Below are 13975 nucleotides of genomic sequence, written 5' to 3'. Positions count from 1 at the left end.
AATTACCATTACCATCTGTCACCAAGGTGCTGTTGTCATACTTCACATTCACTTTAATCTGCGAAGTCTTACCATCCGTATTCACCGCTTCAATCACCGTTGCACTACCGTTGGTAAAATTAACCGTGTCATATGCTGTGACAAAATCAACCTCAGTATCATTCGCCCGCAGGTTCCAACCGGCATTTAAGACATCATTAACCGTCGCCGCATTGTTACCCTGCTTATCGGCTAATGTTGGTGCCGTACCTGAGGTTGCTTTATCAGTAGGAACATTCAGATTATTGGTGAGATTGCTTACCGTGCCGTTAGAAACCACCGTATCGCCCAGTTTGATACTGGTTGCGGTGATATTTTGTACGGTAATATCTTTCGATAAGCCATAGGTAATAGTTGAACCGGTTTGATTAATTTCTAAGTTTTTACCTGCTTCATAAGTTAAAATACTACCTGCTTTAACTTGTGTACCTGTTGCATTAGCCCCCGAAACAACCTGTTGATCATTTGTCGCTGTTTTGATTGTGTGATAAGTATCATTAACCGCCTTAGCCACATCGGTCACAGTCGCAACAATACCATTCGAATCATCAGCTTTAGCAGTTCCATTCGGATTAACTGTAACCGAGCCTGTTTTTACGGTTACTGTGCCATTAGCCACTTGGGTCGTATTATTATCACCTTTGACAACATTACTTGTATTTACGGTTAGGTTGCCTTTATTATCTTTAATGATAGTACTATTATCGTACTGAACATTTACTGTAATATTTGAAACATTAGCATTATTACCATCGTTATTGCCAACAATGCTTACTTTAGTACCATCACCATCATTAAAATTCACGGTATCATAAGTCTTAACAAAGTCTCTGGTTTTATCATTTTCCCTTAAATTCCAGCCAGCATTTAGCACATCCTGGACGTTAGCGGCCTTATTAAGGCTCTCTTGTCCTGGCAGACGATTCTCATAATTAGCTATGGAAGGTAAATTATTATTAATTCCATTAATTTGACCATTAATAACACTAGTTTTCCCCACTGTTACCGAATTAGTTGCTACTACAGTACTAACATTAATATCTGTAGATAGACCATAGGTAATAGTTGAACCGGTTTGATTAATCTCTAAGTTTTTACCTGCACTATAAGTCAAAATATCACCAGCCTTAACTTTTACGCCACCGGCATTGGCACCGGAAATCACTTGGTTATTATTAGTAGCAGTATTAACAGTATGATAAGTATTATTAATTGCAGTGACTAAATCACCGGCATTAACAAAAGCAGTAGAATTACTTGGTGTATTGATGCGTCCGTTTGTTGTGGTTAAATTGGTATTGGCGACGTTATAAGAAATATTACCACCCGCTGCATTAACCACCGTATTTGTTCCGTTAACAAAATTAACCGAACCATTATTAGCCACCGGATTACCGTTAACTTTTACATAGTTATACAATTGATCGCCATTCACAGCATCTTTAAAACCACTTCCAATAGTACCGGGTGCAACATTGGTGATTTTCTTATCGCCGGCATTAATTCCAGTGTTAGTTACGGACGGGCCGTTTTTAATAGTTAACCCCGTATTGGTAAATGCGGTATCCCCCATGGTAAGGTTATTTTGTGTTAATTTTGTACCACCGATGTTAACACTACCGGCAGGTGTTAAATTAAGGTCATTGGTGGTAGCTACAGTAACCGTTTTACCGTTTCTGGTAATATTGATATTACTGCCATTAGCAAAATTAACGGTTTCTCCGTTAGCTACTGTTTCTGAGCTACCGCCATTTGCTTGAATTTTAAAGGAATAAGCCGTTCCTCCACCCGGAGTTTGTTTAACCAAATCAGCAACTTTCTTTAACTGTGCCACGTTGACGGCATCGGTATCTGCCGAACCTGCTGCAACATTAGTAATTTGTCTGGTTTTTCCTGTATCACCGACAGATAACGCACTATATGTTGCCTTCCATGTAGAATCGCTTAAAGTAGAAGTTTTATTTGTTGAAATATCATAACCGACAGATCCGGGTCCTCTGTTTGCTACCGAATCAACACCTAGAGCAATTCCATTATCAACCTGTGTCTGTGCATTTTTACCAATGGCAATAGAGTTCTGGTTTTTGGCGACGGACTGATAACCAATAGAAATAGTGTCTACAGCAAGAGCCTGAGGTGCTCCAACAACATCGGTATTAGTTCCAGCTATTCCGCTACCGATAGCAACTGCTCTGTCGGCTTTTGTAGTACTTCCTCGCCCTAAAGCAACTGAATCCACCCCTGTAGAGTTAGCGAATCTACCAATAGCGAGAGAACCGTCTGAGTGTGCATGTGCTGCATAACTTATTGCAACAGAGGAGGCTCCTTTTGCTTGTGTAGTTGTACCAAGAGCCGTAGCCCACCCACCTGTTGCTTGAGCACCATGACCTAAAGCTGTCGACACTACACCTAAGGCCTGGCTCTTTGCACCAACAGCAGTAGCACCACTTCCTTGGTTAGCTGTAGCAGTCCACCCCATAGCTACTGACTCAACCTTACCCGCATCGGCCTTGTAGCCCAAAGCAGTAGATTTTTCCGCAACTTTTGAAAAGGCCCCAACACCAGTAGACTCAAACCCATTACCAAGGCCTTCTCCACCAGTCATAGATGCTAAGCTTGCATTATTCCCAATCAAAACAATATTGGGTAAACGGGAAGCATCTCCCCAATTGTTCGCTGCATTCCCTTTCGTATTTTGACCAATAATTACATTGGAATCCTTATTTTTGGCTGAACCTGTACCATCACTTCCACCTGCAAGGGCATGTCCATAAACCGTTCCAACCGTTGCTAATAAAAGGGAACCTATAACTGACTGAGTTAATATTCTTTGCTTATTTAAACCTTTTTTAGCAGGTTTATCCGAAGAGGAAGAACTGGATTTAATATGCCCTTTTGCCAATTCCGATACGGCAACCCAAGCACCGATAGCCTGATTCCAGATAACTTTAAAGACCTTGTTCATTTATATTCCCCAATATGTTAATAATTTAATTTATCAATTTATAAAATAACCCTGCTTACTCAACAGGTTTGATAATCTGTATATCGGCACATACTTTTATAGCGCAGATACAATAAAAAAGGACTGAGTTCTGAAAATTCCAGAATTCAATCCTTGAAGTAAATCTGCTTCTGTCCAAAGAAGCATCGCGATAATATTCCGTTCGCGTATAGCCTTATACCCCTATATAAAAGGGTTAAATTTTAGACAATTAAGTATAAAACAAAAAATTGAAAAGAAAAGTGAGATCTGCGCCAATACTAAGATTTTACGCAGCATTAAAATATAAAAAATCATATAAATTACGGCCATATTTTGCAAAAACAATGGCCGCAATTATTTTTAGAAGAATCCCGCCTAATTAATATATTGCAGCGGCGATATTTTAGCGTTTCGGAGCCTGAGGATAACTTTTATCGTATAAAACGGAAGGTCCCTCTTTGCCCGCATCGGTAGAATTTGAAACGCTGACGCCGTCAGCTTTAATTTCCACCCGGCGGTTCGGTTTCAGGCAGTCGCGTAAAGCTTGTCCGCTTTCATTCGAACAGGCTTTGATTTGTTGCGCTTTACCCAATCCTACTGCACTAATCGGCGCTTTGACGCCATGGGATTGCAACAGGTTGCGTACGGTTTCGGCACGTCGTTGCGATAATTTGAGATTATAGTCTTCCGCGCCTAGGCGATCGGTAAAGCCGCTGACACGAACCTGCTGTGCTTTTGAAGCTTTCAGTTCATTCGCCACGTCGGCAATAATACGACGACCTTCCTCCGTTAGTTGATCCTTATCGAAATCAAACAGAGAATCTCCGCTTAAGGTATAGTGCGCATTACCGTTACAGCCGTTCGGATACCAGAAGAAGCTCTGCGCATCATAGTTTTTATCAAATAAAACCTTGTATTGACATACTTTATGCTCGCCGTTTTCACGATAATGGAACACATAATCCCATTCGCGTACGCCGTATAATCCTTCAGCAAAATGCGGGCGACCAATAAGATTATACAGTTGATCTTTATTCATACCGCGTTCGATCAAGCGAATATTATCCCAATTCGGCCATGAACCTTCCTGTGTACCGCTGTGATTAAATCCGGCACTATCAATTTTCGGCCAAACTAAATCTTTTACTTCCGCCGTACCTTCCGGCGATACTTTACTTAAATTTCCGCAGGCCGCTAACCCGAAGATTGCGGCGATAGCAAATGTTGACCAGGTGAGTTTCATATAATATTCCTTCTTCGTTAGTAGGGTAACAGAAAACAGCGCTTTATTTTACCACATTGCCGGACGGCTGCCAGCCCGTACTTAAATTAATATTCACTAAAGTCGGAAAAAAACCGGCGGATTTCTTCTGTAGATTTCATTATTTCCCTATAAATTCATCAATTGTCAAGGGCCCCTAAAGTCATTTACAATGAGGGAGATTTTATTGAATGAGAAAAAGGAATGAAAAAATTAACGCGATATATGTTACCCGCTTGCTGTGTGCTATTGATGCTCGGATGTCAGTCCATCGATCCGCAAACCGGCGAGCGACAGGATCCGCTGCAGGGCTTTAACCGCACCATGTGGGACTTTAACTATAAGGTATTGGATCCTTATATTCTGAAACCTGTCGCGACGGGTTGGAAAGAATATGTACCTAGCCCGGTAAGCACCGGGTTAGTAAATGTGGCCAATAACCTGGACGAGCCGGTCAGTTTTATTAACCGTCTGTTCGAAGGCGAGGTAAAAAAGGCCTTTGTCCATTTGAATCGTTTTATTATTAACTCCACCTTCGGGTTGGGCGGTCTGATTGACTGGGCCAGTTACAGCGATCCGCTTAAAATCGAAAATGATCGCACCTTTGGCGATAGCCTAGGCAGCTACGGTGTCAATGCCGGTGCCTATGTAATGCTGCCTGCCTACGGTGCTACTACGCCGCGACAGGCCACCGGCAGTGCCGTAGATATGGGATATACTTACCCGTTCTGGCACTGGGTAGGCGGACCTTGGTCATTAGTGAAGTACGGTATTCAAGGAATTGATAAACGGGCTAAAGCAATAGGGCAGGAAGCGCTGCTGGAACAAGCGCAAGACCCTTATGTCGCTTACCGCGAAGGCTATTATCAGAATTTAGAGTATCGCGCCACCGACGGTAAAGTTAAACCGAGCGAGAGCGGACTTTCGCAGGAAGAATTAAACAGTATCGATTAACTCAGGAATAATACTATGGAAATGACATCAACCCAACGCTTAATTTTGGCCAACCAGTATAAACTGATGGGCCTGCTGGATCCGACCAATGCCAAACAATATGATCGTCTGGAGCGCATTGTAAAAGGTGGTTTTGCATTGGAGCTAAAAGAACTGGACAGCGCTTTCTCTTATATTTCCGAAGAAGAGTGTAAAACCGTCCTCGCCACCTTGGAAATGTATAACGCTCTGCAGGTGTCTTACAATAATCTGGCGGACAAATCCGACTTAACTCCGCACCGCTTGCAATTTGCCGGTTATTGTGCGGTACGTGAGAAAAAATATCTGAACTATCTACGCTTTATTACCGGTGTAGAGGGGAAATATCAGGAGTTTATGCGCTGCGAACATGGTTGCGACGCTCAAACCCCGATGTGGGATAAATATATTAAAATGCTCGACGCCTGGCGCGAATGCCCACATGAATATCATCTCAGTATGGCAGAAATTCAGAAAATCCTGAACGCCTGATAAAACTACCCTGCGGTTAAAAAAACTTTGTATTTTTTAACCGCACTTTATCACCCGCCAATAGCCTTCCGAAACCACATACGAAACTGACCAACCTAAAGACAGGATAGTACAGGTCGCTTATTCCGCCTGCACCGTTTTTTTCAAATATCCTCCGCCGACGGAGAGAATAATAAAAACGCCGGTCAGAATTTCTGCCGGCGCATTATGAAGGTAAGAAAGGGAGGATTAAACGTTATCAATCTGTCCTAGTAATGAGCGTAAACGTTCCTGCCAGTTATTATGCTCCACCTTAAGCTGCTCGTTTTCACCGCGTAGCGTATCGTTGGTCTGCTGCATCTGCTGATTTTTTTCTTTTAATTCTTCTACTTCCAGCTGAAGTAATTGGATGGTTTCCACCGCTTGTTTAATTTTCCCTTCCAACTGATCTAAAATTTCTAAAGACATAAAACTTCCTTCTTAATAAGATGTATGAAAATTTACAGGTATTCTACCCTGTTCCCCCCGTTTATTAAAGCCTGAAATAGAAATTCCGCTCGGATTACCCGAATTTTTCCGCAGGCGGGAAAAATTTGTTATCGCAAACGATTGCACGAATGTTAGAATAAGTCCGGTATCAAGCAACAAAAAGGATCAACGAAATGAACAGAGCATTAGCGATTGAATTTTCAAGAATTACCGAAGCCGCCGCACTGGCTGCCTACGCCTGGCTGGGACGTGGCGATAAAAATGCGGCGGACGATGCCGCCGTACAGGCGATGCGCTATATGCTGAATCGTATTAATATGGACGGTGAAATCGTTATCGGCGAAGGAGAAATCGATCAGGCGCCAATGCTCTATATCGGCGAAAAGGTCGGTTCCGGAATGGGCGAGCTGGTTTCCATTGCGGTAGACCCTATCGACGGCACCCGTATGACCGCAATGGGGCAACCCAATGCTCTTTCCGTGCTGGCGGCGGGTGGAAAAAATACCTTTTTGAAAGCGCCGGATATGTATATGGAAAAACTGGTGGTGGGGCCGGAAGCAAAGGGAATGATCGATCTCAATTTGCCGATTGAACAGAATTTGCGCCGGGTCGCCTCTAAACTGGGAAAACTGATGTCGCAACTCAGCGTCATGGTGCTGGCAAAACCCCGACATGATGAAATTATCCGCAATATGCAAGCCATGGGAATCCGCGTTCTGGCGATTCCGGACGGCGATGTGGCGGGTTCGGTACTCTGCTGTCTGCCGGAAGGTGAAGTGGATATGCTATACGGTATCGGCGGTGCGCCGGAAGGAGTAGTAGCAGCGGCGGCTATCCGTGCGCTAGGCGGTGATATGCAGGCGCGACTGATTCCGCGTCATCAGGTGAAGGGTGATACGGCGGAAAATCGGGAAATCGCAGCCCGAGAAATTCAGCGCTGCCAGCAAGCGGGGGTAGAGATCAACCGCGTACTTACATTGGAAGAACTGGTGCGCGACGATAATCTGGTCTTTTCCGCCACCGGCATCACGCCCGGTGATTTAGTTCAGGGTATTAAACGCAAAGAAAATCTGGCGACGACAGAGACCCTGTTAATCCGCGGACGCTCCCGGACTATCCGACGTATTTTGTCCACCCATTATCTGGATCGCAAAGATACGGAAATCTATAATCTGATTCGCAGTTAAATCCCGTAAACTTAAAGTGCGGTAAAAAACTTACCTGATTTTCACCGCACTTTACCGGGACAACTGGCAGTTCAAGCGGGTAACGTGAATCGCAACCAAATAAAAAGCCGCCCGGCTTCGATTGCAAACAATCCTGCGGGCGGCTTTTCCTAATTCGATAACAATCAGAGAACTGATACGTTTTCCGCTTTTTTACCACGTTTATCGTCAATTACAGCGAATGTAACTTTCTGACCTTCTTTTAGGCTGCGAAAACCATCGCTTTGAATGGCGGAGAAATGAACGAAAACTTCTTCTCCCGCTTCAGTTTGTAAAAATCCGAATCCCTTTGTATCGTTGAACCATTTTACGGTTCCTGTAACTTGTGACATTTATACCTTATCCCGGTGTATATAAAAAAATTAAGATAACTAAATAATATTTAATAACTACGATAAAAATGCTTAGATATCCCTGTGCTTATATAAGCAATCTCATACTAACAGTATCTGGAAAAAATAGCATGCTTTATTTTATTAATAAGTAATAAAATATAAATTAAATCTCCTCTTTCTTCCCGTGAAGCTTACTTTTTGCCGCTATATTCTTCTTCCGATAAAATTTATTTCGTCTAACGTTCTATTAACGTGTTGTAAGGCATCGGCTATTATATCGACTAATACAATATGCGCATATGCAAACAAGCGAACACAACACAGCCTTTATAAGAGGGAATAAATATGACGGCAATCAACAAAAAACTCAGTGAAATTTATTTAGCCGGCGGCTGCTTCTGGGGAGTAGAAGCCTATATGCAACGAATTTACGGTGTGCGGGGCGTTCAGTCCGGCTATGCTAACGGTAAAAGCGATAAAACCGCTTATGCGTTGATTGCTCTTACAGATCATGCGGAAACCGTTAAAGTGGTTTACGATTCCAATCTGGTTTCACTGCCTAAATTATTGCGTTATTACTTTCGGATTATCGATCCCACCAGTTTAAACCGCCAGGGAAATGATCGCGGCAGACAATACCGAACCGGTATCTATTACCAAGATCCGGCGGATAAAGTGATTATTGAACAACAAATCGAAAAGTTACAGCAAAAATATCAGGATAAAATACGTATTGAAGTAGAACCGCTGCGTAATTATGTGGCGGCGGAAGAATATCATCAGAATTATCTGAAAAAAAATCCCGGTGGCTACTGCCATATTGATCTGAGCAAAGCAGATGAGATTATTATCGACCCGGCGGATTATCCGAAACCCGACGACGAAACATTAAAAGCAAAACTCACACCGCTACAATATAATGTAACCCAACATCAACATACCGAACCTGCATTTAATAACCAATACTGGGATAATTTTGCTCCGGGTCTCTATGTGGATATAACCACCGGCGAGCCTTTATTCTCTTCCCGAGATAAATTTGAATCCGGCTGCGGTTGGCCGAGCTTCAGCAAACCTGTTAATAAAGGGGTAATGGATTACCGTCAGGATCATAGTTTCAATATGCACCGAACCGAAGTTATCAGCCGCAGCGGCCGAGCTCATCTGGGTCATGTATTTAACGACGGCCCTCTAGCTCAAGGCGGTTTACGCTATTGCATCAACAGCGCATCAATAAAATTCATTCCCTTGGCGGAAATGGAAGAACAGGGTTATGCCGAGTTCATTCCAAGCATACTGGCACCTGAATAAAAAACTTTATTAAAATCTAAATGGCGGAACGGAAAAGCATCAAGCGTTTTTCCGTTCTCTCTCGCCGCAAAATTCCGCCCCCTCATCTTTTCCCTTTACTGACGGCGCCGTCGGCGTTATTTTATCTGTGGCAACACGGCATAAAATAACTTACGAGAAACAAGATGGATTTACATAATATTCGTGAAGACTACAGCAAACGGGAATTATCGGAGAGCCATTGCGCTGCCGATCCCATGGTACAGTTCGAACAATGGCTGAATGAAGCCATAAGCGTGCAAGTAAAGGAACCTACCGCAATGAATCTGGCGACGATAGATGAGCGCGGCCGTCCCGCCGCTCGGATCGTATTGCTAAAAGAAGTCAACCGGCAGGGGTTTGTATTCTTTACCAACTATTTAAGCCAAAAAGGGCGGGCGCTGGCACAGCATCCTTTCGCCGCCTTAACCTTCTTTTGGCCGGAGCTGGAACGCCAGGTACGGGTGGAAGGAAAAACGGCGAAACTGGCCGCCGAACAATCCGATCAGTATTTTGCCAGCCGCCCCTACGCCAGTCGGGTTGGCGCTTGGGCCAGCGAACAGAGCAAAATTATTTCCGCAAAATCGGTGGTGCTGGGTAAAGCGGCGCTGATTGCGGCGAAATATCCGCTGCATATTCCCCGCCCGCCGCACTGGGGCGGATTTATTCTTATCCCCGACAGCATTGAATTCTGGCAGGGACGACCAAGCCGCCTGCACGATAGAATCCGCTACCGCCTGGAAAACCAAAACTGGATTAAAGAGCGTTTATCCCCTTAGGATATACAAAGATTCCCAACCGAGCTTATTCCGTTCAGAACGGATTCAATTTCTGCAACAAACGATCCATTGCCCGATAACCGAGCGCTTCGGCCAGATGCCGGCGCAAAATATCAGGTTCCTCATCTAAATCGGCAATGGTTCGCGCCACTTTCAAAATACGATGATAGGCCCTCACAGATAATCCTAATTTTGTCAGTGCATTTTCCAGAAACTGTGCATCCTGCGTATTAATTCTACAGTCCCGTTCGATTTCCTTAGTGCTGAGATGAGCGTTAATCTTACCCGCTCGATTTAATTGAAGTTGGCGAAGCTTAACAATTTTTAACCGCACTTTTTCACTGCTTTCCCCTCGTTCGCTATTATTATTTTGTAACGCTCCCGGAGGTAATAAAGGCACTTCCACGGATAAATCGAAACGATCCAGAAAAGGCCCGGACAGACGGTTCAGATAACGCAGAATCTGCTGCGGCCCGCTACGATTATGGGGGCCTTGATAATGCCCGGTCGGACTGGGATTCATTGCCGCAATTAATTGAAATCTGGCCGGGAAGCGGATTTTCGAACTGGCCCGGGAAATAATAATTTCCCCGCTTTCCAAAGGCTGGCGCAAGGCATCTAATACGCGACGTTCGAACTCCGGCAACTCGTCCAGAAACAGTACGCCGTTATGTGCCAGGGATATTTCTCCCGGCTTCGGAATAGTACCGCCGCCGACCAGCGCCGCCAAAGAAGCGCTATGATGAGGCGCTCTGAAGGGGCGCTGTTTCCAGTTACGAATATTCAGCTCATTATGGATCAGGCTGGTAACCGCAGCACTTTCTATTGCTTCTCTATCGCTCATTTCCGGCAATAATGAAGTTAAGCGGCTGGCCAACATGGTTTTCCCCGTACCCGGCGGACCGAGAAAGAGTAAATTATGCTGTCCTGCGGCGGCAATGGTTAGCGCTCGCTTAGCATGTTGCTGGCCGATAATATCGGTTAGATCTCGGGCGTTCTCGAGGCCGGATTGAGGAATGACTTGCCCCTTGATTAAACTCGTATCTGCGAGCTGTTGCTGTTTATTCAAAAACTGCGCCACCGCCAATAAATTATCGGCAATATAACTTTTCTGATCGGATACCAATGCCGCTTCATCCGCATTACATCGGGCGATTACCGTACGTCGTTTAACCCGCTTTGCCGCTAATATCGCCGGAATCACGCCATGTACGGCGCGCAGCTCGCCGGTCAGCGCCAGCTCCGCAATAAATTCCAAGCTGTGCAGGCCTTCCGCATTAATTTGACCCGAGGCGGCCAGCATACCGATAGCGATGGGCAGATCAAAACGTCCCCCCTCTTTGGGTAAATCGGCGGGAGCAAGGTTCACCGTAATTCTTTTGGCGGGATATTTGAACTGAGCATTCAGCAGAGCGCTGCGCACTCTATCCTGGGCTTCTTTAACGGTCTTTTCCGGCAGACCGACCAGGGTAAAACCGGGTTTTCCGTTACTGATATGAACTTCAACCGTAACCAGAGGCGCCTGCACCCCAATGGAGGCACGACTGTACACAATAGCCAGGGACATATTTTCTCCGATAGTTTTATAGCGGAGAAAATATAAGAAAGCAAAGATAAGAAGAATATGGATGGGGAAAGGCTTTACGATCCCGATCGCGGAAGTTTGCCGATTTAAGCTTCAAACAGCGGAGCAAACCAAGTGTCCAGCTTATCCGCCAAGCGATTAATACCGATTCGATTCTGAGCGGAAAAAGGTTCGACCTGAATATCACCGCCAAACGGAAGAATGGCTTCCCTCACCATTTTAACCTGCTTGCTACGTGCGCTTTGGCTAAGCTTATCCGCTTTAGTCAGCAATAATAAAATCGGCAGTCCGGAGTCCACCGCCCATTCGATCATCTGCTGATCCAAATCTTTCAAGGGATGTCGAATATCCATCAGTACCACCAATCCCCGCAGGCACTGCCGTTTATGCAAGTACTCCGCCAATGATTTCTGCCATTGCAGCTTCATTTGTTCCGGTACGGCGGCATAACCGTAGCCCGGCAGATCCACCAGTTTACATTGGGTTTCCGTTTCAAACAGATTAATCAGCTGAGTGCGTCCCGGAGTTTTAGAAGTACGGGCCAAGCTCTTTTGATTGGTCAGGGCATTTAAGGCGGTAGATTTACCCGCATTAGAACGTCCGGCAAAAGCGATTTCAATGCCGCTGTCTTCCGGTAACTGGCTAATATTAGCCGCACTGGTTAAAAAACGGGTTTTATGGTAGTTCAGTTTAATTTCCGACATGAGCTCTCCTGCTAAATTTCGGCAAAGGACCGGCGGCTCATTTTAAGCCACAAAGCCGCTAAAAACAAATATCTGCAATCCGCGGAAACACCAATATACATGGGGTTAAAATAAAAAATTACAAAACCAGGCATTATTATGCGAAAATACGCTCCTTTAAAAATTTACAACAGAAAAAGGTAAAAAAGATCATAGTAACGAGGTAACAGGGATGAGTAACCAAAATGCACAATATCAATGGCCGAAAGCCGTCAAACTTTATCCGGATCAAGGAAAAAAATCCTATCGTTCCAAACGATTGCGTTTTTATCTTCGCTCTGCACTGCATTTCGGTCAAATAAAACGCTTTACCCGTTTTATCAATCAACACCCGGAGTTTATCCCCTTATTTGAACGCCATGCAGATTTCAGCTATCCGTTGGCGCATCGTTTTCTGGATAAACGCTTTAGTGCTGCGCGCCGTTTCGAGGCTATTTGCGATAACCTATGCTTCCTGCCGGAAAAAATCGCCGCCCTGAATCTGCCGCCGCTTTGGCAGCATCCGATATGTTTCGGGGAAGTGATTGAAGGTTTTGAGCTTTATCTTAATATTAACCGCCATCAACCGATGGAAGGCTTCTGGGCGTTGGAGTTAATTCAGAAAGAAAGCGGACGCACGGTATATTTGCTGACCTTCGGTAAAGTGCAAAATGCACTGTTGATTGGTGTGATTCAGGGACCGAATTTCGAGGGTTCAAAAGAATTGGTTAAACAGCTGACCAAACAATGCCACGGTCTGCGCCCCGCCTATTTTATGGTCGAAGCGATGAAATCCCTTAGCATTGCCCTGGGATACGATCGTTTGTGCGGTATTCCGCAGAAATATCAGAATAAATCCCGTTGGGTACGGGCTAAACGTTATATTGTAGATTATGACGCAATCTTTGCTGAATGTGCGGCATCATTACAGGATTACTGGTATCTTCCCTTGGAAATCGAAACCAAAAACCTGACGGAGATCCCAAGTAACAAACGCTCCAAATATCGTAAGCGTTACGCCATGCTGGCTGAACTGCGCCAACAAATTAGCGCAGCTCTGCAATAATAAAGCACTGTAGAATAAAGGGACTTATCTTATGCCTTCACTTTTACTGCACCGGCATATCCCAACTGACGCCAAGCTTCGTAAACGGTAACCGCTACCGCATTCGACAAATTCATACTCCGGCTGTTGGCGGTCATAGGTAGCCGGATTTTACGTTCCGCCGGCATCTGATCCAGAATTGTCATGGGAATACCGCGCGTTTCCGGTCCGAACATCAGATAATCCCCAAGAGCAAACGCTACTTCGCTATGGGCGGGAGTTCCCTTTGTAGTTAAGGCGAACAAGCGCTTAGGTTGTTCGGCGCTAAGGAATTGTTCAAAGGTTTTATGCTTTTTTATCTCAGCAAATTCATGATAATCCAGACCCGAGCGACGCAAACGTTTATCGTCCCAAGTAAAGCCGAGGGGCTCAATTAAATGTAAACGGAACCCCGTATTTGCACACAAACGAATAATATTGCCCGTATTTTGCGGGATTTCCGGTTCATATAAAACAATATCTAACATAATTCTTTTTATCTCCGCTTAAAGCAATCGGGAGAAAGAGGGTAAGGCGCTAAGTAATATCCGTTTAGACGCTTGCTTCGCCCTTATTTTTTATTCGGGCCGGAAAACAATCAAAAAACTTTCGCTTTTTCGACCGCACTTTTCCATAAGCGCTTACCTTACCTAAAATAAACAAAGGGGAGCTTAGCTCCCCTTCCCTTTACCTTGTT

The 13975-nt window shown here is 44.7% G+C and carries 13 protein-coding genes; 6 read left to right on the top strand and 7 right to left on the bottom strand.

Annotated features, from left to right (window positions below):
- Together EDC45_RS10270 and EDC45_RS10265 are read right to left on the bottom strand one after the other, a co-directional pair.
- A partial coding sequence (locus EDC45_RS10270; protein ID WP_208107272.1) for a beta strand repeat-containing protein occupies positions 1-3004 on the bottom strand: 3004 nt, incomplete at its 3' end.
- A gap of 424 nt (positions 3005-3428) precedes the next feature.
- The gene (locus EDC45_RS10265) at positions 3429-4268 is read right to left on the bottom strand and encodes an OmpA family protein (RefSeq protein ID WP_133546080.1); all 840 of its coding nucleotides are present in this window, start codon (positions 4266-4268) and stop codon (positions 3429-3431) included.
- A 222-nt stretch (positions 4269-4490) separates the two neighbouring features.
- On the opposite strand from EDC45_RS10265, the gene EDC45_RS10260 reads away from it, so the two are divergent.
- Both EDC45_RS10260 and EDC45_RS10255 read left to right on the top strand, forming a co-directional pair.
- The gene (locus tag EDC45_RS10260) at positions 4491-5240 is read left to right on the top strand and encodes an MlaA family lipoprotein (RefSeq protein ID WP_133546078.1); all 750 of its coding nucleotides are present in this window, start codon (positions 4491-4493) and stop codon (positions 5238-5240) included.
- Positions 5241-5255: 15 nt separating this feature from the next.
- A complete protein-coding gene (locus tag EDC45_RS10255; RefSeq protein ID WP_133546076.1) occupies positions 5256-5750 on the top strand; it encodes a YfbU family protein in 495 nt (164 codons plus the stop codon).
- 228 nt (positions 5751-5978) lie between these two features.
- On the opposite strand, the gene zapB is transcribed toward EDC45_RS10255, so the two are convergent.
- Positions 5979-6197 carry a cell division protein ZapB gene (zapB, locus tag EDC45_RS10250; RefSeq protein WP_133546074.1) on the bottom strand — a complete coding sequence of 73 codons (219 nt, stop codon included), beginning with the start codon at positions 6195-6197 and terminating at the stop codon, positions 5979-5981.
- Between the two features lie 194 nt (positions 6198-6391).
- On the opposite strand from zapB, the gene glpX reads away from it, so the two are divergent.
- A complete protein-coding gene (gene glpX / locus EDC45_RS10245) occupies positions 6392-7405 on the top strand; it encodes a class II fructose-bisphosphatase (protein WP_133546072.1) in 1014 nt (337 codons plus the stop codon).
- Between the two features lie 164 nt (positions 7406-7569).
- Here the strand turns inward: glpX and EDC45_RS10240 are convergent, their stop codons facing one another.
- Positions 7570-7776, bottom strand: a complete 207-nt coding sequence (locus tag EDC45_RS10240; protein ID WP_133546070.1) for a cold-shock protein — start codon at positions 7774-7776, stop codon at positions 7570-7572.
- Positions 7777-8124: 348 nt separating this feature from the next.
- Here EDC45_RS10240 and msrB point away from each other — a divergent pair, with 348 nt between their 5' ends.
- Both msrB and pdxH read left to right on the top strand, forming a co-directional pair.
- Positions 8125-9090 carry a peptide-methionine (R)-S-oxide reductase MsrB gene (gene msrB / locus EDC45_RS10235; protein WP_133546068.1) on the top strand — a complete coding sequence of 322 codons (966 nt, stop codon included), beginning with the start codon at positions 8125-8127 and terminating at the stop codon, positions 9088-9090.
- 164 nt (positions 9091-9254) lie between these two features.
- The gene (gene pdxH / locus EDC45_RS10230) at positions 9255-9887 is read left to right on the top strand and encodes a pyridoxamine 5'-phosphate oxidase (protein WP_133546066.1); all 633 of its coding nucleotides are present in this window, start codon (positions 9255-9257) and stop codon (positions 9885-9887) included.
- A gap of 34 nt (positions 9888-9921) precedes the next feature.
- Here pdxH and EDC45_RS10225 read toward each other — a convergent pair whose 3' ends face one another.
- Together EDC45_RS10225 and yihA are read right to left on the bottom strand one after the other, a co-directional pair.
- Entirely contained in the window at positions 9922-11454 is a 1533-nt protein-coding gene (locus tag EDC45_RS10225; RefSeq protein ID WP_133546064.1) for a YifB family Mg chelatase-like AAA ATPase, read from the bottom strand.
- Positions 11455-11558: 104 nt separating this feature from the next.
- On the bottom strand, positions 11559-12176 hold the full coding sequence (gene yihA / locus EDC45_RS10220) for a ribosome biogenesis GTP-binding protein YihA/YsxC (RefSeq protein ID WP_133546062.1): 618 nt from the start codon (positions 12174-12176) through the stop codon (positions 11559-11561).
- A gap of 211 nt (positions 12177-12387) precedes the next feature.
- Between yihA and EDC45_RS10215 the strand changes: the two genes are divergently transcribed.
- Positions 12388-13260 (top strand): VirK/YbjX family protein, encoded by an 873-nt coding sequence (locus EDC45_RS10215; RefSeq protein ID WP_133546060.1) that lies wholly within the window; start codon positions 12388-12390, stop codon positions 13258-13260.
- A 29-nt stretch (positions 13261-13289) separates the two neighbouring features.
- Here EDC45_RS10215 and trmL read toward each other — a convergent pair whose 3' ends face one another.
- A complete protein-coding gene (gene trmL / locus EDC45_RS10210) occupies positions 13290-13766 on the bottom strand; it encodes a tRNA (uridine(34)/cytosine(34)/5-carboxymethylaminomethyluridine(34)-2'-O)-methyltransferase TrmL (RefSeq protein ID WP_133546058.1) in 477 nt (158 codons plus the stop codon).
- Between the last annotated feature and the right edge of the window lie 209 nt (positions 13767-13975).

The organism is Mesocricetibacter intestinalis (assembly GCF_004363295.1).
Taxonomy (GTDB): Bacteria; Pseudomonadota; Gammaproteobacteria; order Enterobacterales; family Pasteurellaceae; genus Mesocricetibacter; species Mesocricetibacter intestinalis.
The sequence above is the reverse complement of the archived record's forward strand: the minus strand, read 5'-3'. Positions and strand labels throughout refer to the sequence as shown.

Coding starts and splice junctions, on each gene's coding strand:
- EDC45_RS10265 (WP_133546080.1), bottom strand. CDS start 4,268: ATGAAACTCACCTGGTCAACATTTGCTATCGCCGCAATCTTCGGGTTA.
- EDC45_RS10260 (WP_133546078.1), top strand. CDS start 4,491: ATGAAAAAATTAACGCGATATATGTTACCCGCTTGCTGTGTGCTATTG.
- EDC45_RS10255 (WP_133546076.1), top strand. CDS start 5,256: ATGGAAATGACATCAACCCAACGCTTAATTTTGGCCAACCAGTATAAA.
- zapB (WP_133546074.1), bottom strand. CDS start 6,197: ATGTCTTTAGAAATTTTAGATCAGTTGGAAGGGAAAATTAAACAAGCG.
- glpX (WP_133546072.1), top strand. CDS start 6,392: ATGAACAGAGCATTAGCGATTGAATTTTCAAGAATTACCGAAGCCGCC.
- EDC45_RS10240 (WP_133546070.1), bottom strand. CDS start 7,776: ATGTCACAAGTTACAGGAACCGTAAAATGGTTCAACGATACAAAGGGA.
- msrB (WP_133546068.1), top strand. CDS start 8,125: ATGACGGCAATCAACAAAAAACTCAGTGAAATTTATTTAGCCGGCGGC.
- pdxH (WP_133546066.1), top strand. CDS start 9,255: ATGGATTTACATAATATTCGTGAAGACTACAGCAAACGGGAATTATCG.
- EDC45_RS10225 (WP_133546064.1), bottom strand. CDS start 11,454: ATGTCCCTGGCTATTGTGTACAGTCGTGCCTCCATTGGGGTGCAGGCG.
- yihA (WP_133546062.1), bottom strand. CDS start 12,176: ATGTCGGAAATTAAACTGAACTACCATAAAACCCGTTTTTTAACCAGT.
- EDC45_RS10215 (WP_133546060.1), top strand. CDS start 12,388: ATGAGTAACCAAAATGCACAATATCAATGGCCGAAAGCCGTCAAACTT.
- trmL (WP_133546058.1), bottom strand. CDS start 13,766: ATGTTAGATATTGTTTTATATGAACCGGAAATCCCGCAAAATACGGGC.